Origin of the sequence: Pseudomonas sp. 06C 126 (assembly GCF_001855215.1) — a bacterium.
Taxonomy (GTDB): domain Bacteria; phylum Pseudomonadota; class Gammaproteobacteria; order Pseudomonadales; family Pseudomonadaceae; genus Aquipseudomonas; species Aquipseudomonas proteolytica.
Genome location: NZ_MIFU01000103.1, coordinates 19947 through 37886 on the forward strand (window position 1 = coordinate 19947; position 17940 = coordinate 37886).

At 62.9% G+C, this 17940-nt stretch carries 17 protein-coding genes; 11 read left to right on the plus strand and 6 right to left on the minus strand.

What is annotated here, in order from left to right; genetic code table 11:
• Positions 1 to 32 precede the first annotated feature (32 nt).
• The 5 genes from BHC62_RS20255 to BHC62_RS20275 form a co-directional block, all read right to left on the minus strand.
• Positions 33 to 1172 carry a branched-chain amino acid ABC transporter substrate-binding protein gene (locus BHC62_RS20255; protein ID WP_029292965.1) on the minus strand — a complete coding sequence of 380 codons (1140 nt, stop codon included), beginning with the start codon at positions 1170 to 1172 and terminating at the stop codon, positions 33 to 35.
• A gap of 84 nt (positions 1173 to 1256) precedes the next feature.
• On the minus strand, positions 1257 to 1973 hold the full coding sequence (locus BHC62_RS20260; RefSeq protein ID WP_070995922.1) for an ABC transporter ATP-binding protein: 717 nt from the start codon (positions 1971 to 1973) through the stop codon (positions 1257 to 1259).
• Positions 1966 to 2739 (minus strand): ABC transporter ATP-binding protein, encoded by a 774-nt coding sequence (locus BHC62_RS20265; protein WP_029292970.1) that lies wholly within the window; start codon positions 2737 to 2739, stop codon positions 1966 to 1968. Before BHC62_RS20265 ends, BHC62_RS20260 begins: the two co-directional genes overlap by 8 nt.
• Positions 2736 to 3836: an ABC transporter ATP-binding protein gene (locus BHC62_RS20270; RefSeq protein WP_029292972.1), complete on the minus strand. Its 1101-nt coding sequence runs from the start codon at positions 3834 to 3836 to the stop codon at positions 2736 to 2738. Before BHC62_RS20270 ends, BHC62_RS20265 begins: the two co-directional genes overlap by 4 nt.
• Positions 3833 to 4780, minus strand: a complete 948-nt coding sequence (locus tag BHC62_RS20275) for a branched-chain amino acid ABC transporter permease (protein ID WP_029292973.1) — start codon at positions 4778 to 4780, stop codon at positions 3833 to 3835. The genes BHC62_RS20270 and BHC62_RS20275 overlap by 4 nt, the downstream gene beginning before the upstream one ends.
• Before the next feature lie 207 nt (positions 4781 to 4987).
• Between BHC62_RS20275 and BHC62_RS20280 the strand changes: the two genes are divergently transcribed.
• Together BHC62_RS20280 and BHC62_RS20285 are read left to right on the plus strand one after the other, a co-directional pair.
• Positions 4988 to 5893, plus strand: coding sequence for a LysR substrate-binding domain-containing protein (locus tag BHC62_RS20280; protein ID WP_070995923.1), 906 nt, complete (start codon positions 4988 to 4990; stop codon positions 5891 to 5893).
• 144 nt (positions 5894 to 6037) lie between these two features.
• The gene (locus BHC62_RS20285; RefSeq protein WP_133715760.1) at positions 6038 to 6466 is read left to right on the plus strand and encodes a hypothetical protein; all 429 of its coding nucleotides are present in this window, start codon (positions 6038 to 6040) and stop codon (positions 6464 to 6466) included.
• A gap of 136 nt (positions 6467 to 6602) precedes the next feature.
• On the opposite strand, the gene BHC62_RS20290 is transcribed toward BHC62_RS20285, so the two are convergent.
• Positions 6603 to 7082: an Lrp/AsnC family transcriptional regulator gene (locus BHC62_RS20290; protein WP_029292979.1), complete on the minus strand. Its 480-nt coding sequence runs from the start codon at positions 7080 to 7082 to the stop codon at positions 6603 to 6605.
• 161 nt (positions 7083 to 7243) lie between these two features.
• Here BHC62_RS20290 and BHC62_RS20295 point away from each other — a divergent pair, with 161 nt between their 5' ends.
• The 9 genes from BHC62_RS20295 to BHC62_RS20335 all read left to right on the plus strand — a co-directional run bounded on the left by BHC62_RS20295 (position 7244) and on the right by BHC62_RS20335 (position 17900).
• Complete coding sequence (locus tag BHC62_RS20295; RefSeq protein WP_083335461.1) at positions 7244 to 9058, plus strand: tyrosinase family protein; 1815 nt, start codon at positions 7244 to 7246, stop codon at positions 9056 to 9058.
• Positions 9055 to 10800 (plus strand): hypothetical protein, encoded by a 1746-nt coding sequence (locus BHC62_RS20300; RefSeq protein ID WP_029292983.1) that lies wholly within the window; start codon positions 9055 to 9057, stop codon positions 10798 to 10800. The genes BHC62_RS20295 and BHC62_RS20300 overlap by 4 nt, the downstream gene beginning before the upstream one ends.
• A 157-nt stretch (positions 10801 to 10957) precedes the next feature.
• Complete coding sequence (locus BHC62_RS20305; RefSeq protein ID WP_070995926.1) at positions 10958 to 12556, plus strand: hypothetical protein; 1599 nt, start codon at positions 10958 to 10960, stop codon at positions 12554 to 12556.
• Positions 12553 to 13374 (plus strand): hypothetical protein, encoded by an 822-nt coding sequence (locus BHC62_RS20310; RefSeq protein WP_092235617.1) that lies wholly within the window; start codon positions 12553 to 12555, stop codon positions 13372 to 13374. Before BHC62_RS20305 ends, BHC62_RS20310 begins: the two co-directional genes overlap by 4 nt.
• A 180-nt stretch (positions 13375 to 13554) precedes the next feature.
• Entirely contained in the window at positions 13555 to 14274 is a 720-nt protein-coding gene (locus tag BHC62_RS20315) for a response regulator transcription factor (protein WP_070995927.1), read from the plus strand.
• Positions 14271 to 15611 carry a sensor histidine kinase gene (locus BHC62_RS20320; protein ID WP_029292990.1) on the plus strand — a complete coding sequence of 447 codons (1341 nt, stop codon included), beginning with the start codon at positions 14271 to 14273 and terminating at the stop codon, positions 15609 to 15611. Before BHC62_RS20315 ends, BHC62_RS20320 begins: the two co-directional genes overlap by 4 nt.
• A gap of 195 nt (positions 15612 to 15806) precedes the next feature.
• Complete coding sequence (locus BHC62_RS20325) at positions 15807 to 16094, plus strand: DUF3649 domain-containing protein (protein WP_070995928.1); 288 nt, start codon at positions 15807 to 15809, stop codon at positions 16092 to 16094.
• Positions 16091 to 17629, plus strand: coding sequence for a PepSY domain-containing protein (locus BHC62_RS20330; protein ID WP_070995929.1), 1539 nt, complete (start codon positions 16091 to 16093; stop codon positions 17627 to 17629). The genes BHC62_RS20325 and BHC62_RS20330 overlap by 4 nt, the downstream gene beginning before the upstream one ends.
• 1 nt (position 17630) lies before the next feature.
• A complete protein-coding gene (locus BHC62_RS20335) occupies positions 17631 to 17900 on the plus strand; it encodes a DUF3325 domain-containing protein (RefSeq protein ID WP_029292996.1) in 270 nt (89 codons plus the stop codon).
• Positions 17901 to 17940 lie beyond the last annotated feature (40 nt).

Consider the following 17940-nt stretch of genomic DNA (forward strand, 5'->3'; position numbering starts at 1 on the left):
CACGAGCTGCGCCTACACTTAAATCCAGCGCGTTACTTTTTGCCGCCAGCCACGCTCACCGGTTGCCATTGATTGGCCTTGACCTGGTAAACGGTGAACGACGGGTTCTGCAGATTGCCCTGGGCATCGAATGCGATGGTCCCGGTCACGCCCGGATAGCTGATGGCGCGCAGTACCGGCAGGTACTTCTGCGGATCGGTGGAATTGGCCTGCTCGATGGCGGCGATCAGCACGCCCACACCGTCATAGGCGAAGGGTGCGTGCAGCTCGATGTTGCTCTTGAAGCGCGCCTTGTAGGCCTCTTCAAATGCTTTGCCGCCTGGCATCTGCGCCACGGCCAGGCCCGGTTCCAGGGCGATCACGCCCTCGCCTTCGTTCTGTGCCAGTTGCAGGAAGGTCTGGCTGACAAAGCCGCCGGCGCCCATCAATGGGGCCTTGATCCCCAACTGCTTGATGCGCCGGGCCAGCGGTGCAGCCTGGGAGTCGACGCCGCCAAAGAAGATCAGGTCCGGGTTTTGCCCACGGATGTTGGTCAGCACCGCACTGAAGTCGATGGTCTTGTCGTCCACGTATTCGCGCGCAACCACCTTGGCGCCACCGGCCTCGATGGATTTGACGAACTGGTCCGCCAGGCCCTGGCCGAACGCGGTGCGGTCGTCGATCACGGCGATGCGCTGCGCCTTGAGGGTCTTGAGTGCGTAGTCGCCGGCGACCTGGCCGCCGTCATCGTCGTGGCCCATGATCCGCAAGCTGGTGTCGAAACCTTGCTGGGTGTAGGCGTGACCGGTGGCCACCGGTGCGACCTGGGCAATCCCGGCGTCATGGTAGACCCGCGCTGCCGGAATGCTGGTGCCGGTGTTCCAATGGCCGACCACGCCAACTACGCCTTCGTCCACCAGGCGCTGGGCCACGGTGACGGCGGTGCGTGGATCGGACTGGTCATCCTCGGAAACCAGCTTGAACGTCACGGCCTCGCCATTGATTTTCAGGTGCTTGGCGTTGGCCTGGTCAATGGCCAGTTGCGCGCCGTTTTCCAGGTCTTTGCCGATCCGCGCCGACGGACCGGTCAAGGGTCCGGCCAGGCCGATCAGTACCGTCTGGTCGGCCTGGGCCACGCCGCTCATGGCCAGGCTCAACAACAGTACGCGTTTGAAGGGGGCAGTCTTGTTCATGGTTTTTTCCTGTTTCTCAGCAGGCCCTCATGGCCTGTGGGGTTGACGAAACACGCCGGGCGTCCGGTGGCGTTTGTTATGGGGTTATTCACCGAGGTAGGCACTGCGCACCTCGGGGTGGTCGAGCAATTGGTCACTGGCACCGCTGAGGCTGATACGCCCGGTGTCCATCACATAGGCGCGGTCAGTCACTTGCAGCGCAAGGCGCGCGTTCTGCTCCACCAGCAGCAGGGTCATGCCCTGGCGGCACACATCATCGATCACCTGGAACAGCTTTTCGACCATGATCGGCGCCAGGCCCATGGACGGCTCATCGAGCACCAGCAGGCGGGGCTTGGACAGCAGCGCACGGGCCAGGGCGAGCATCTGCTGCTCGCCACCGGAGAGCAAGCCGGCCGACTGCTGCAAGCGTTCTTCCAGGCGCGGAAAGTGTTCGAACAACTGGCGGATTTCCAGGTTGACTTGCTGTGGGTCGCGGCGCAGGAACGCGCCGGCCAGGAGGTTTTCCAGCACGCTCATGCGCGCAAAAATGCCACGCCCTTCCGGCACCATGGCGATGCCCAGGGTCAGGCGCTCATGGGGCGCCAGGTTGAGGATCGAGCGGCCAGCAAAGCGGATCTGCCCCGCAGCGGCCGGCAGCAACCCGGTCAGGGCCTTGAGGCTGGAGCTTTTGCCGGCGCCATTGGCGCCGATCAACGTGACCCGTTCGCCTTCATCTATATGCAGGTCCAGGGACTTGACCGCCTCGATGGCGCCGTAGCGCACCTTCAGGCCGGCAATCTGCAACAACGCTTCAGACATGGGCGCCGGCTCCCAGATAGGCCTGGATCACTTGCGGGTGGCGGCGCACTTCGGCAGGCGCGCCCACGGCGATCACGCGTCCGTAGTCCAGCACGCTGATGCGGTCACACACGCCCATCACCAGCTTCACGTCGTGTTCGATCAGCAACAGGGTGTGGCCGTCGTCGCGGATTTTTTCCAGCAGGCTGCGCAGTTGCACTTTCTCGCTGGCATTCATGCCGGCGGCCGGCTCGTCGAGGGCCAGCAGGCGCGGTTCGGTAGCCAGGGCACGGGCAATTTCCAGGCGCCGCTGGTGGCCGTAGGACAGGCTGTCGGCACGGTAGTGGGCAAACCCGGCCAGGCCGACATAGGCCAGCAGGCGATGGGCGTGGGCGCGGGTCTGCGCTTCTTCCTCGCGCCCGCGCGAATGCCCGCTCAAGGCCGCCCACACGCCGTTATGGGTGCGCACATGGCGCCCGACCATGACGTTTTCCAGGGCGCTCATGGCGTTGAACAGGCGGATATTCTGGAACGTGCGCGCGATGCCAGCGCGGGCCACCTGGTGCACCGCCGTGGGCTGGTACTCCTGGCCGTCGAGTTGAAAGCGCCCGGAGTCCGGGGTGTATAACCCCGTCATCACATTAAAGAAGGTGGTCTTGCCGGCGCCATTGGGCCCGATCAGGCCGTAGATTTCCCCGGCCTCGATACTCAAGCTCACGTCATCGAGCGCGGCCACGCCGCCAAACTGTTTATTGACCTTCTCGATCTGTAATAACGGATGGTTCAAGGTGCACCTCCTGTGCGGCTCGGCCAGAGGCCGGCGGGTCGATACAGCATCGCCAGAATCAGCGCCAGGCCGTAGAACAGCTGGCGGATAATTTCCGGGTCCACCAGCACTTGGCCAAACAGCGCCTGCTGCAAGGGGCCCATGCTGGCGCGCAACGCTTCGGGCAGGGCCGCGAGCAACACGCAGCCCAGAATCACCCCGGGGATATGCCCCATGCCGCCGAGCACCACCATGGCCAGCACGGCGATGGACTCATTGAGGGTGAAGGATTCGGGTGAAACAAAGCCTTGGAACGAGGCAAACAGCGCCCCACTGATACCGCCGAACGCCGCACCAATGGCAAATGCCAGCAGCTTCAGGCGCAAGGTATTGAGGCCCATGGCCTGGGCCGCCTCTTCGTCTTCGCGGATCGCCATCCACGCGCGGCCGATGCGCGAGCGCTCGAGGCGGATGCAGGCAAACAGGATCAGCACCACCAGCGCGGCGAACAGGTAGTAATAGAGGTAGACCGAGGGCAAGCGCAGGCCGAACAGTTCCTGGGTGCGCCCCAGGTTGACCCCCAGCAGCGTCACCGGATCAACCTGGGCGATGCCTTTGGGGCCGTTGGTGAGGTTCACCGGGCGGTCCAGATTACGCAGCAATATGCGGATGATCTCGCCAAAGCCCAGGGTGACGATGGCCAGGTAGTCGCCGCGCAAACGCAGGGTCGGCGCCCCAAGGATCACCCCGAACCCGGCCGCCAACAGCGCCGCCAGCGGCAGAATCAGCCAGATCGAGGTGTGCATGCCCTCTGGCATCAGCGCCAGCAAGGCCGGGAACTGTTGCATCAGATGGGGCGACGAGAGCAATGCCGCCAGGTAGGCGCCCACCGCGTAGAAGGCGATAAAGCCCATGTCCAGCAGGCCGGCATAACCCACCACGATGTTCAGGCCCAGGGCCAACATGATGTACAGCAGGGCAAAGTCCAGGGTGCGCACCCAGGTATTGCCGCCGGCATGCCCGACAATCCATGGGGCCAACACCAGGGCCAGGGCGAACAGCACCAGGCCCAGGCTGGCGCGTTTGCTCGAAGGGCTCACAGCGGTTGCCAGGCTCATGCGCGGGTCGCCAATCGTTCGCCCAACAGCCCTTGGGGACGGAACACCAGCACCGCGATCAACACGATAAAGGCGAACACATCCTGGTAGTTGCTGCCGAACACGCCGTTGGTGGCAGCCCCCAGGTAGCCGGTGCCCAGGGCTTCGATCAGCCCCAGCAGCAGGCCGCCGAGCATGGCGCCCTTGAGGTTGCCGATGCCGCCCAGCACTGCCGCGGTAAAGGCCTTGATGCCGGGCAGGAAGCCCATATAGAAATGCGCGCTGCCATAGTTGCTGGCCATCATGATGCCTGCCAGCGCGGCCAGGGCGCCGCCGATGGCGAAGGTCATGACGATGATGCGGTTGGGGTTGATGCCCATCAGGCTCGCCACTTGCGGGTTCTCGGCCACGGCGCGCATGGCCCGGCCAAAGCGCGTGCGCTCGACCAGCAGCAACAGCCCGACCATCAGGCTCAGCGCCACGCCAATGGTGGTCAGCGCGGTGGCATTGGTCACGGCGGCATGGGTGGCATCGCCGGCCAGCACTTCGATGGGTTCCAGGGGCAGCAATTGCGGGAACATCTGTGGGTTGCGGGTCCAGACCAGCATGGCGACGGTCTGCAACAACAGCGACACGCCGATACCACTGATCAACGGCGCCAGGCGCGGGGCGTTGCGCAAGCGCCGATAGGCGACACGCTCGATCACCACCGCCAGCACCGCACAAAAGGCCATGGCAATCATCGCCGCTGCCAGCAGCAACAGCACCGGCGGCATCTGCGGGAAGGCCGCCTGCAACACACGGATCACCGACAGGCCCACCAGCGCGCCAATCATCAACACATCGCCATGGGCAAAGTTGATGATCCGCAAAATGCCGTAGACCATGGTGTAACCCAAGGCCACTAGCGCGTAGAGACTGCCCGACAGCAAGCCGTTGAGCAGTTGCTGGATAAACGCATCCATGAGAACCATCAACTCCATACACAAAAACGTCGGTGCCAGGGCGCACCGACTAATAAGCCCGAGCGCGGAACACTAGTTATTTATTCTGTTTTTATCAAATATCTGAAAGGAATATGTTTATGCCAAATAAAAAACGCCCTATTTACGGCGTTTTTGCCAGGCCAAAGCCGCTTTATTTATCTTTTTACTTAGTATTTAATTCAACACATGAATAATTTAGAACAGTTAGCCAACGATCCACCTTTACGTGCCGTGCGCACCTTCGAGGCTTTTGCCCGCCATGGGGGCGTGAATGCCGCCGCGCGCGAACTAGGGGTGTCGCCCTCGGCGGTCAGTCATCAACTGCACTTGCTGGAGAGCTTCCTACAACAGCCGCTGACGATGCGCCAAGGCCGCAACCTGGGCCTGACCGAAGAAGGTCGCGAGTATTACCGGGCGATTCGCTCGGCATTCGCGGTACTGCGCAGCGCCACCGAGCACGTGCGGGAAAAGAGCGCGACGCGCCAGGTCACCATCAGCCTGATCCCGATGTTCGCCACCAACCTGTTCATCCCGAGCCTGCCGCAGTTTTTGAGCGCCAACCCGGCGCTGGATATCAACATCACCTACGCCAACCACCGCAGCTACCCCAGCGATGCTGCCGACCTGTCGATCCGTTTCGGTACCGGGCACTGGCCGGGGTATCACAGCGAGCCGCTGATCAGCGGCGCGGTCACGCCGTTTTGCAGCCGCGAATTCCTGCAGCGCCACGGGCCTATCGCCACACCGCAGGCGCTCAGCGAACTGCCGCTGCTGCACGACGAAGAACGCGGCACCTGGGGGCAATGGTTCGATGTCGCCGAGGCCAGTCACAGCAACACGCACAATGGTCTGTTGCTGGAGGACGGCCAGTTGACCCTGGTCGCCACCCTCACCGGCCTCGGCTGCTCGCTGCTGCGTGCGCCATTGGTGGCGCCCCTGGTGGCCCGGGGTGAATTGGTGCAACTGTTCGACTTGCCGGTGGATGACGGACGCCAGTACTACCTGTGCCGCCGGGCCAGCAGCGAACTGTCGAGCGAGGGCAATAACCTGTATGACTGGATCAAGGAGCGGCTGGGCCAGAGCTCCCTGTAGGATCCGGCTGGCCGGCGATGGCGGTGTATCCGTCGATACAGTGCATTGGCTGACCCGCCGCTATCGCCGGCAAGCCAGCTCCTACAGATGAGGTATGATGCCGCGCTTTGAAAAACCAGCTGCAGACCTGCGAGGAAATACACCTTGAGTAACGACGCAAAAATGACCGGCGACCTGTTCGAAGTGGACAAGCGCCTGTCGCTCAAGCCCGTGGTGGACTTCAATAGCTACCTGCAGGCTGCCTTCGGCGATGGCCCTTGCACCTGCGTGCGCTGCGTTGCCAGCGCAGGTGACGAGAAAGGTTACGAATATCAGCACAGCTTCAACTTCCTGGGCCAGATTACCCACCGCCGCTTTGCGTTGACCGCTGGCAGCGATGTGTTGCAGATGCTGAAAAAGGCCTGGCTGTCCTATACCAAGGCCGACCTGCCGGGCAGTGGCGACTTGGCGTTGGAGACGGTCAAGGAGTTTGTCGAGCCGCAGTTGCACAAGCGTTTGCTGCCGTTGTTGCTGGCCAGCGGGTTGGTCAAGGATGTCGAAGGTGGCTTGCAGCTTCAGGCTGTGGCGGCCTGATAGACAACCGGATCATTACGGCGAACGCATAACCCTGTGGGAGCGGGCTTGCCCGCGATGGCGGTGGGTCAGCCAAGACAGGTGCTGACTGATCTACCGTAATCGCGGGCAAGCCCGCTCCCACACAAGCCGGCGTCTACAGGTCTGGAGGAAGGTGCTGCACGCCTTGCAGCGGCAGTTCATAGGACTTCTTCACGGTGCGCACCACCAACGTCGACGAATAGGTGCGGATCGGAATATCCCGGTAAGTATCAAGAAACCGATAGATGTATTCGGTGTACTCCGTGGCATCGCGAAACTTGGCCACCATTACAAAATCAAACTCCCCGGTCATCAGGTAGCAGTCCTGAATCTCCGGGTGGTTGGCCAGGATGTGCTGCATCTTGCGATCAATGTCGTTGCTGTCTTTATCAAGCTTGATCAAAAAGAACGCCGTGACCTGGATCCCCAGCTTTTTTTCATCCAGCACTGCGACTTTGGCCTTGATGATGCCCACGCTCTCCAGGCGCCGGATGCGCCGGTAACAACTGGTCGAGGACAGCCCCACGCTGTCGCTGAGCAGGTCCAGGCTCTGGGTGCAGTCCTTCTGCAACTTGCCGAGAATTTTCAAATCCATGGCGTCTGTCATTATTTCCACTTCTTCCTTGAGAAAACTGCAATGAATCCGCCGTAAAGGCCGGCCAATTTGCACAAATCACTGCACAGTGGCCCGTTACTATCAAATCCAGCTTAGCAGCCCCGGAAAATCCAGCATTGGGGCCGCATGAGAGGGATCTTATGATAGTCGCGAAACCGACATGGGCCGCTGATATCCAAGGGCTTTTCACCGCGCCTTACTGGATACCAACGGCAGATCGCGCCAACGTCGCAGGCTCGTGGGTGCGCTGCATGAACGCCTACGATGTGTTCCTGGAAGACCCCGACTCGGTCAAGGCCTGGTCCGAAACTATCTACCAGCACCTGGCGTCGCGCAACATGCCGTTGACCCTGGACGACCGGCAATTCTGGCCCATAGACGCCCTGGAAACCTTCCGGCAGTGGGTCAACCAGGGCTGGCGCCTGAACAGCTTTTCACCATTCGACATCGCCGAGCGCATCCCGCCTCCAGACCTGCCGCACCCGGTCAAGCGCGTGCGCCAGGACATCCGCGCGCTGAGCCAGGCGCAACTGGACCTGTACCGTGCGCGGCTCGACGACGTGATGCAGATCGGCAACCCGGACAGTGGCTCGCCCTGGCAGCGCTATGCCTATATCCATACCAACTGGTGCCTGCATTACCAGGAAGCCTTTGCCTTGTGGCATCGCGCCTACCTGCTGTACCTGGAAGCCTTGATCGACTGCCCGATCCCCTATTGGGACTGGATGGCCGAGGACGCCAGTATCGATGGCAGCCCGCAGGCCGGCCTACCTCAGGCCTTTCTCGATGAAACCTATGTGCACCCGCACAGCGGCGAAGTGCGGCGAAACCCATTGCGCTATGCGGCGGCCAAGGATGGCCGCTCGAAAGTCTGTGCCTCGGGCAATGTCGAGGGTCTGGACTGCCGCTTCGTGCAGCGCAACCCGTTGTTCTATACCCAGGGCGACCAGCAGCGCGTCAAGCGCACCCAGTTGTATGGCATGAGCCGGATTTTCCAGCAGCAGGTGGTGGATGCCTTGGCGTTCAAGACCTTCAGCCAGCCCCAGGGCGTGCCGGGGTATCCCTGGGCCAATATCACCGTGTTCGATCCACCGCAAAAGGACGAGCTGTACCCCAACCGCACGCTGAATTTCGATGGCCTGTTTGAACAGCCCCACGACAACTATCACGGCTGGATCGGCGGTGATATGGCCGATAACGCCTACACCGCGTTTGACCCGGTGTTCTGCTCCTACCACGCCAATATCGATCGCGTACTGGAGATCTGGATCCGCGCCAACCCGGCGGCGCAGTACACCACCCAATGCCTGCTCCAGCCGTTTGCCGGCAGCCAGGCCGAGACCGTCACGTTCACCAGTGCCGATGCCTGGCGCTATACCACCCTGGGCGATATGGCCCAGGACAGCCGGCATATCGGCTATGACTACGGCATGCCTGTCGCGCCGCCGTTTGGCGCACGACGCGCCAGCGCAAAAGCCTGCTGCCCGCACAGTGCCGCGCCTGCCCAGGATCCGGCGCAGGCCGGCGGCCCGTGGGTGGTGTTCGACCATGTGCGCTGCACCCACGATACCTACCTGAGCGACGTTTTCCTCAACCAGCCCGACGCCACGCCCCAACAGGTCAACGCTGATAACCCGCACTACGTCGGGCGCTTCAGCCGCATCGGCATGGGGCTGGTGGATGACAAGGGGCGCTGCATTACCCACGGCGTCTGCCGCGCGCTCAATGCCGCGCGCAGTGCCTCGGCACTGCACCTCGGCCCCACGGACGCCGTGCAGTTGAGCCTGCTGGTTACCCATCTCGATAGTGGCCGGGTATTGGCGCCGCAAGAGTACGCGCCGCTGCCCGGCTTTATCGCCCAACTGGTGTGGGATGACCCGCGCCAGACCGTCGCCGACCCTCCCCCGAGTGCCGGTTGCTGCAGCATTTCTACCCCCCATGGAGATTTGTCATGAGCACGCCCTTCAAGCAATTCACCTCCCCCGCTGGGCAAGCGCCAAAGGACTACAACAAGCTGGGCCTGGAAGACCAGTTGCCACAATTCGAAACCGACTGGAACAACGACATAACCGGCTGGACCGAAGCGGCGATCATCGGCAACCCCTGGTCGGGCCTGTATGACGCGCCCCGCTCGGCCTATTACAACCCGCTGGTCGAAGGCTATGGCGACACCACCCTGCCGGCGATTACCTGGCAACCCTTTCCCAACCGGTTGTGGACCTTTTTCTACAACAACGGCACTGCGGTGATTCCACAACTGGGCAACAAGGCCATGACCCTGCAACAGGTCATGGAGCTGACCGACAACGGCCAGATCACCATCAACGGCACCCTGTACACCCTGTACGACCCGGACAAGAAAGGCACCCTGCTGCAACTGCCCGTAACCCGCTGCCCGACTATCGACTGGAGCGGCAAATACAAAGACTTCTCGCCCTCGGGGCCGCGTGGCTGGCTGGACGAATACTGCGAGTGGTCGATCGTGCGCGATACCAACGGCAACATGCGCAAGATCACCTTTACCAGTGAAAACCCGGCGTACTTCCTGGCCATGTGGCGCATCGATCCGAATGCCGTGCTGGGCTTGTATCGCGACTACATCGACCCGAATGTGCAACTGCAAGATCTCTACCTGCGCTACACCGCCGACTGCAAGACCGGCAAGGCCGGTGACCCGGTAATTGACCCGACCACGGGCCTGCCGGCCTACGACACCGTCAACAAGTGGAACGCCGGCACCGCCTGCACCCCCGGCCAGTTCGGCGGCGCGATGCACCTGACCTCTGGGCCCAACACCCTCAGCGCCGAGGTGTACCTGGCGGCGGCGGCCACGATCATGCGGCCCCTGAAAAGCAGCCAGAGCGCCCAGGCGCTGATCTGCTGCGCGCAATATGGGCAGAACTATCGCAACTCCGACCCGCATATCGGCTTTGCAGCCAACGGGGCGACAAATGATGGGGCCACCCCCAGCCGGATTTCCCTGACCAACCCCATCGCCCTGTACCTGCAACAGCCGACCAACTTCAATGCCTGGAAAGGCCCCCAAGGCCAGGATGTGAGCCAGTACTGGCGCATCACCCGCGGTACCGCCAAATCGGCGATCAACGGCTCCGACCAGATCCTGCAGGCGGTGTTCGAGGTACCGGAAAGTGCCGGGTTCTCGATCAACGACATCACCATCAATGGCCAGGCGGTGAACTATGTGTGGGTGATTGCCCAGCAATTGCTGGTGGGCCTGAGTGTCACCACCATGCCGAGCACCGCGCAGCAGCAATCGCCTTGCGTGCAGGATCGGGTCAATGGCCTGCAGCCCTGGCCGGTGCAGTTGTTGCCGCTGGACCTGTTCTACGGCCAGTCGCCCACCGACCTGCCGGCCTGGCTGGCCCCAGGTACCAGCGGGCAATTCGCGCTGGTGGTACAAGGCGCGGACCTCAAGACCACCGCCGCCACCGCACGGATCCAGTTCAACAACCCCGGGGTCACGGCGCAGGTCACGGAGTTCCTGCCCGACGCCTCGGCCATTCCCGGCCAGACCAATGCGGGCGGTACCCAGGGTTACATCATGACCATCACCGTCGCGGCGAACGCGGCGCCGGGGCTGGTGACAGTGCGCGCGCTCAATCCGGGCGAGGCGGATAACGTCAGCGCGGCGGACCACCCTTGGGAGTCCGGGCTGGCGCTGGTGCCATCCACTTAAGGGCCAACACCGACCTCTGTAGGAGCTGGCTTGCCAGCGAAAATCCCCAACGATAACGCGGGGTACCTGGCGCCCAACGGTGCCCTCAGGTTTTTCGCCGGCAAGCCGGCTCCTACAGAACGGTTACTGGCTTCACCTTCATGCAAGGAGCGCGATGATGTACAGATTTCGCTTACGTGGTCTGCTGCTGGTCAGCACGCTGCTGTCGCTGTTTCTCCTGCCCACGGCCCAGGCATCGGATGCCGATACCTGCGTCCAGCAGCAGTTGGTGTTCGACCCCAACAGCGGCGGTTTTCTACCCGTCAACAATTTCAACACCACTGGCCAGAGCTTCATGAACTGTTTTGGCTGGCAGCTGTTTATTGCCCTGAACTGGCCCGTGGATCCCGGATGGCCAGCCAATGCAGCCCTCGCGGGCGAGCCGAACCGCAAGATCAGCATGGCGCAATTTGGCGTGCCCCAGGTCGCCGGGCAACCCATGACCACCGCGCCGGTGTGGGCAAGCTTTAAAGACGCTAACGATATATTCCTGCCCGGCGCCCGACCGCCCACAGGCTGGGGCGTGCAGACATTGGTGCCGTCCAATTGCAGCAGAGAGGGCAGCCTCAAAGCGCTGTCGGTGGGGGCGCGCAAGTTCATGAACGCCACCTCGGAAAGCGCGACCAACGCCAAGCATCGCTTCCACTTGTCCAGCGGCACCCTGGCTTCGATTCCCGACCCGATCATGGAAGCCGCCGGCGGCTGGCTGACGGACCAGACCGGCAACCTGGTGTATTTCGAGCGCAAGGTGGGCAAGGCCGAGTTTGACTATATCGTCAAGTACGGGCTGTACGATGCCGCCAATCAAATGGTCGTTGCACAAAACAGCGATGGCAATCATCCGGCCGGGCTGTCCCTGCCCGCCGGCGAGCTGATGCGCTCGATGCCGGCACAGCCCCTGCCCCAGGAACAACTGGGCGCCCTGGAACTCAAGGCCGCCTGGCGTATCCTCACCGGCAAGCCCCAGCTCTACGGGCGCTACCTGACCACCGTGGCCTGGCTCAAGAACCCCGCCACCCTGCAGTGCACCCAACAGGTGGTGGGCCTGGTGGGCCTGCATATCATCAACAAGACCCAGAGTTCACCGAACTTCATCTGGACCACCTTCGAGCAAGTAGACAACGTACAAGAGCCAGGCCAGGTGCCCGCGCAACAGACACCGCCTGACGGCTATACCTTCTACAACCCCAACTGCACCGGTGGCCCTGACGTGTGCACGCCCAACGTGGCCCGTATCCAGTGCCAGCAGCACAACCCTGATCGCGAATGCACCGAGCCCTATCCACGCAACCAACCGGTCCAGACCACTCGCGAACACCCCCTGCCTTCGGACATGCAGGCGCTCAACGGCGCCGTGCAGGCCAGCTTCGCCCAGCAGACCAACGGCCAGTCGGTGTTCCAGTACTACAAGCTAGTCAATGTGCTGTGGATCACCGCCCCGACCGCACCGGACCCGGAGCCGGGCGCGGGTGCGAAGGTGCCCCTGTCCTATGGCGCCTTTATCAGCGATAGCAACGTACCGGTGGCCAATACCACCATGGAGACCTACGTCCAGAGCATGGACTGCAATGCCTGCCATCAGCAGGCGACGATTGCCGGCAGCAGCAGCCTGGCCTCGGACTTTTCGTTCCTGTTCAACAACGCCGATTCGGCCAAGCAAAAAAGCCTGATCAAACGCGTAAATGCCTTCGAAACCCTCAAGGATGGCCCACCATGAAACGCTCCCTTGCAACCCTGCTGCTTGCGCTATCGATGGCCCTCGCCCCGCTGGCCGTTGCCCATTCCCCCCATGAACTGCACGCGGTCAGCAACGGCGCCGATGCCGATGCGCCGGGCAACCACGGCATGTTCATGGTCGGCTCGCAGACCCTGTTCCTGGTGCACATGCCAATGTTCACCACGGAAAAGCACATGTACCAGATCGTGCTCCAGGCCAGCCTGCCCGCAGACGTAATGGCCAAGTACCAGGCCCTGCGCGCGGCCAATCCGAGCAAGCCGTACAACCTGATCAACGTCGACGACGACACGTTCACCCTGCCCCAGCTCAAGGCCGGTGAAGTGACCTCGTTCAAGGCGACGATCTTTGACGGCTACTCCAACGATGGCGGCGGCACACCGGGGCCGGTGCTGTTTGACAACGTACCCGTGACGGTCGAGGCGGTGGTGATCTACCGGCCGTTCAACCTGGGCATCGACCGGCCGAAACAGCTGGTCTACACCCTGTTTGGCCGGGGCACAGAGGCGCACTTGACGCACTACATCGCCCAGGATCCGGACTTCCAGGAAATCATCACCCTGCCCGGCCCGCCAGCGCCGTTTTCGGCGGCGCAACTGGTGTCTACGGTGGATTTGAACTTCACCACCGTGCAGTCACTACCGATTGTCTGCCAGTCGCCGCTCAAGCCTGGGGTTTATCCGACGTTGCTGGAGGGGCGCGCCGATGCGCCGGTGGCGCTGGACCTGGGGCCAGCGGCGCAACGCGTGTGGTATTCGACGGGGAATCTGTTGAACAAGAACGACCCTTGCCAGCGCTAGGATAGGTCTAAAGCGGGCGCGGCTCCATGTAGGAGCCGGCTCCATATGGCGTATCTGGATGATCCGGTGTTCTGTCGGATCATCCGGCAAATGCAGCAATAAATCGCAATCAATAGGAATGTGCCGGAAGATTTGCCAGAATGCGCGACTTAGAAACATTCGCATTCGCAGGAAATTCCCATGCACGCCCACCCTTCGCTCCCCACAGCGCGTCGCATCCTCGCCGTCGAGGATGACCCGGTGCTTGCCGCCCATCTGGACAGCCACCTGGGCCAACGCGGCTTCGATGTCACGTTGCGCCAGAACGGGGGTGAAATCGTCGAGCTGGTGCGCGCCCAACCTTTCGACCTGATCCTGATGGATATCATGCTGCCAGGCAGCAGCGGCCTCGAGGTGCTGGCGCAACTGCGCCGGCATCAGCGGGTGCCGGTGATCCTGATGTCGGCCCTTGGCGCCGAGCAGGACCGCATCACCGGTTTCAGCCAGGGCGCCGACGATTACCTGCCCAAGCCGTTCAGCATGCTGGAAATGGATGTGCGCATCGACGCGATCCTGCGCCGCGTGGCCTATGAACACGAGGTGCCGGGCACGGCGCGCAATGAAGACCCGCAACTGACATTCGACGAACAGCGCACCGATGTCAGCCTCAATGGGCAGTGGGCCGACCTGACCACCACCGAGTATCGGGTGCTGGAAACCCTGGTGGCCCATGTCGATGAGGTGCTGACCAAGGCGTTCCTGTACCAGCAGGTGATGCACCGTGCCTATTCCCGGCATGATCGCAGCCTGGACATGCATGTCAGCCGCATCCGCCGCAAGTTGCAGGCCATCGGCTACACCGCCGGGCGCGTGGAGACGGTCAGGAGTACCGGCTACATCTTGACCCGGCTGGCGCCATGAGGCTGCCCAACCGTCATTCGCTGTTGTGGAAACTGATCGGCCTGCTGGCGGTGCTGTGCCTGTTGGTGGTCAGCCTGCAGGTGGATGTCAGCCAGCGTATCCAGGAAGCCACTGCGCGCTTGCCCGCGCCCACCCGGCAGATTCTTACCGATTATGCACAGCAGGCCGAAGCCGCCTGGCGTGAGCGCGGCGCGGCAGGCGTCGACGAGTTCCTGAACACCTTGCGCGCCCGGGAGCAGGTGTGGGCGGTGGTGGTGGATGACCACCATTCGCTGTCTTCCCAGGCGCTGACCACGCTTGAGCGGCGCAAGTTGGATTTCGTGCGCCGGATCGACTGGCCGGTGGGGCGCCCCGGTGGCCGGCCGACGTTTTATATCCCGTTCAGCGATGGCCAATCGCGGCTGGTGATGGAGCTGCCCTTGCACCTGGACCCGCGCAAGGACAATGGCCGCTGGAACATCCTCCTGCAACACGTTCTGCCGGCCTCACTGGCGCTGTTGTTCGGCGTGCTGTTGTATCGGGTGCTGATTTCGCCGCTGGTGATCCTGCGGCGCCAGGCCAATGCCCTGAGCGCCGGGGACCTGGCGTCACGGGTCGGGGCCCAGGTGACGCGCCGTCGCGATGAGTTGGGTGAGTTGGCCCGGGCCTTCGATCATATGGCCGAGCGCCTGGAGAGCACGGTGGTGCTGCAACGGCGCTTGCTGCGGGACTTGTCCCACGAACTGCGCACGCCCTTGAGCCGGCTGCGGGTGGCCGGCGAGCGCGAGCCAGATCCCGGCGCCCTGCGCCAGCGCCTGGAGCGCGAAGTGCAAGGCATGGAACGCCTGATCGGCAACACCCTGGAGCTGGTCTGGCTGGATACCGAACGCCCATCCATGCCGGTGGAAGCGGTGGAGATGGAGCCGTTGTGGGACCTGTTGCGCGAAGACGCCTGCTTTGAAAGCGGCTGGTCAAGCGAGCGCCTGCCCTGCGAGCTGCCCGCAGGCGTCTGGGTGCTGGGCAACCTCAATGGCCTGGCCCAGGCCCTGGAAAATATCCTGCGCAATGCCATCCGCCACTCCCCCGAACAGGGCGTGGTGCGCTTGACCGGTAAGCTTGAGGGCGACTTCTGGCACCTTTGCATCCAGGACCAAGGCCCGGGCATCGAGCCCGACAAGCTGGAGCAGATCTTCCTGCCGTTCACCCGCCTCAATGCTGCCCGCCCGGGCGGTGACGGTTATGGCCTGGGCTTGTCGATTGCGCGCAGCATCGTGCAGTTGCAAGGCGGTCAGTTATGGGCGCAGAACACCACGCCCGGGCTGAGCCTGCATCTGCGCCTCAAAGTGTATAAGTTGTAAATTGCGTTTACTCCCATATGAGAATCACTAGCATTCGAGCCCTGGATTACTTGTGACCCACTCAATCTAGGTGGGATTGGCTTGTGTGGGAGCTGGCTTGCCTGCGATGGCATCACCTCAAAATTACCTGATAGACCGAGGCGTCTGCATCGCAGGCAAGCCAGCTCCCACAGGTCTAACGCTGATGAGCCCTCTATGAAAAGCAAATCCCCTGCCTGGCCGACCCTCTCGCGGATTGTCGCCGCGCTGATCGGCGGTTACCTGTTTACCTATGCGTTTACCGCCGCCCTGGCGCGCCTGTTGCCCATGGACAAGGTCGACGCGCTGGTGGTCGCCAGCCTGCCCTCCTTCCTGATCTATACCCTGGCGATTCTCTGGGCCTTCGCCTGTCGCAACGCCTGGCGCGCCTGGGCCGGGATGGCCCTGGCGCTGCCATTGGCCGCCATCGGCTTCTGGCCACAATGGCGCGAGGTGCTGGGATGAAACACAAGACCCTGACCCAATCCATGGCCTGGCTGCACACCTGGAGCGGGCTGATTTTTGGCTGGTTGCTGTTTGCGATCTTCCTGACCGGCACCCTGGCGGTGTTCGACAAGGAAATCGACGGCTGGATGCGCCCGGAAATCCCCGCCACCAGCCTGTCGCAAAGCGCCGCCGCGCAACAGGCCCTCGGTTATCTGGCGCGCCAGCATCCCGAGGCGAAGACCTGGAACATCGGCTTGCCTGGCGAGCGTTCCGACACCCTGACGGTATCGGCCGGCGAACAACGCCGTGGCGGCGGCACCGCGCTCGACCCGCGCACCGGCGAGCCCCTGGCCGTGCGCGAAACCGCCGGTGGCGGGTTCTTCTTCCGCTTCCACTTCACCCTCAACCTGCCCCGTGACCTGGGGATCTGGACCGTCGGGCTGGCCGCCATGGCGATGCTGGTGGCGCTGATCAGCGGGATTGTGATTCACAAGAAGTTCTTCAAGGACTTCTTCACCTTCCGTCCCGCCAAGGGCCAGCGTTCGTGGCTGGATGCGCATAATGCGACGGCAGTGCTGGTACTGCCCTTTCACCTGATGATCACCTATACCGGGCTGGTGATTTTCTACCTGATCTACATGCCGGCGGCGGTGGATGCACTGTTCGATGGCGATCGCGACAACCTGGGCCGCGCCCTGCGGGGTGCGCCCGCCGAACAGCAGGTGCGCGGCGAACGCCCCACGCGCAGCGAGGCGGCCGAGTTGACCGCGCTTGAGCCCCTGCTGGCCGAGGCCGAGCGAGCCATGGGGCCGGTGTCCAGCCTGTCGATCCACAACCCAGGACGCAGCAACGCGCGGATCGAGGCGCGCCCGGTGCTGGGCAATCGCATCGAACTGACCAAGGGCCAGAGCATGCTGTTTGACGGGGTCAGCGGTGAAGTCCTGCGCCAACCCGCCGTCAGCCGGCCAAGCCTGCTGACCCAAAAGGTCATGGCCGGCCTGCACTTTGCCCAGTTTGGTGGCTACTCCATGCGCTGGTTGTACTTTGTCTGCGGCCTGGCCAGTTGCGCGATGCTCGCGACCGGGGTGGTGCTGTTTACCGTCAAGCGCAGTCGGCGCCACGATGGCGAAGGGGCTGTGGGCGCCCTGCTCTACCACATCGCCGAACGCCTGAATGTGGCGGTGGTGGCCGGGTTGATGGTGGCGTGCGTGGCCTTACTGTGGGCCAACCGCTTGCTGCCGGTGGAACTGGCCCAGCGCGGTGGCTGGGAGGTGCGGGTGTTTTTCCTGGTGTGGTTGCTGAGCCTGGGCCACGCGATCATCCGCCCCTGGCGCAGTGCCTGGCGCGAGCAACTGGGCCTGGCCGCCGCCCTGTGTATCAGCCTGCCGGCCCTGAGCCTGCTGGGGGAAAGCCTGGGTGATTACCTCTACCTGGAATTGACCAGCGTCGCCCTCGGCCTGCTGCTGGCCTGGCCGTGCTGGAAGCTGTACCAGGCGCCCAAGGAGCGCGCCCCACGGCGCGTGGGCAAGCAACCTGTAGCGCAGGTCAACTGAGATGGCATTGATAGTCGCCTTGTTGCTGGCCTGCGGTGGAATGCTGGGCTTATGCCTAGGTTTGGAACGGCACTACAAACAGCTCTGGCACCGCCTGCCCTCGCCCATGCTGCGGCGTGGCTTGCGGGGGATGGGCTGGGTGCTGCTGGCGGCCAGCTTTGCCGTGAGTGTGCAGGTGTGGGGCTGGGCCATGGGGCCAGTGGCGTGGTTTGGCTTGATTTCGCTGGCGGGGCTTAGCGTGGCGTTTCTGTTGCCCTATAGCGCCCGCTGAGTGGCGGCTGGCCGGTTGTTGTAGTCATATGTGGCGAGGG

What these genes read in the sequence shown, in the direction of transcription:
- BHC62_RS20310 (WP_092235617.1), top strand. Translation starts at nt 12,553, where the DNA reads ATGAAACGCTCCCTTGCAACCCTGCTGCTTGCGCTATCGATGGCCCTC.
- BHC62_RS20330 (WP_070995929.1), top strand. Translation starts at nt 16,091, where the DNA reads ATGAAACACAAGACCCTGACCCAATCCATGGCCTGGCTGCACACCTGG.
- BHC62_RS20335 (WP_029292996.1), top strand. Translation starts at nt 17,631, where the DNA reads ATGGCATTGATAGTCGCCTTGTTGCTGGCCTGCGGTGGAATGCTGGGC.
- BHC62_RS20295 (WP_083335461.1), top strand. Translation starts at nt 7,244, where the DNA reads ATGATAGTCGCGAAACCGACATGGGCCGCTGATATCCAAGGGCTTTTC.
- BHC62_RS20290 (WP_029292979.1), bottom strand. Translation starts at nt 7,082, where the DNA reads ATGGATTTGAAAATTCTCGGCAAGTTGCAGAAGGACTGCACCCAGAGC.
- BHC62_RS20315 (WP_070995927.1), top strand. Translation starts at nt 13,555, where the DNA reads ATGCACGCCCACCCTTCGCTCCCCACAGCGCGTCGCATCCTCGCCGTC.
- BHC62_RS20280 (WP_070995923.1), top strand. Translation starts at nt 4,988, where the DNA reads ATGAATAATTTAGAACAGTTAGCCAACGATCCACCTTTACGTGCCGTG.
- BHC62_RS20255 (WP_029292965.1), bottom strand. Translation starts at nt 1,172, where the DNA reads ATGAACAAGACTGCCCCCTTCAAACGCGTACTGTTGTTGAGCCTGGCC.
- BHC62_RS20260 (WP_070995922.1), bottom strand. Translation starts at nt 1,973, where the DNA reads ATGTCTGAAGCGTTGTTGCAGATTGCCGGCCTGAAGGTGCGCTACGGC.
- BHC62_RS20275 (WP_029292973.1), bottom strand. Translation starts at nt 4,780, where the DNA reads ATGGATGCGTTTATCCAGCAACTGCTCAACGGCTTGCTGTCGGGCAGT.
- BHC62_RS20300 (WP_029292983.1), top strand. Translation starts at nt 9,055, where the DNA reads ATGAGCACGCCCTTCAAGCAATTCACCTCCCCCGCTGGGCAAGCGCCA.
- BHC62_RS20270 (WP_029292972.1), bottom strand. Translation starts at nt 3,836, where the DNA reads ATGAGCCTGGCAACCGCTGTGAGCCCTTCGAGCAAACGCGCCAGCCTG.
- BHC62_RS20305 (WP_070995926.1), top strand. Translation starts at nt 10,958, where the DNA reads ATGTACAGATTTCGCTTACGTGGTCTGCTGCTGGTCAGCACGCTGCTG.
- BHC62_RS20325 (WP_070995928.1), top strand. Translation starts at nt 15,807, where the DNA reads ATGAAAAGCAAATCCCCTGCCTGGCCGACCCTCTCGCGGATTGTCGCC.
- BHC62_RS20320 (WP_029292990.1), top strand. Translation starts at nt 14,271, where the DNA reads ATGAGGCTGCCCAACCGTCATTCGCTGTTGTGGAAACTGATCGGCCTG.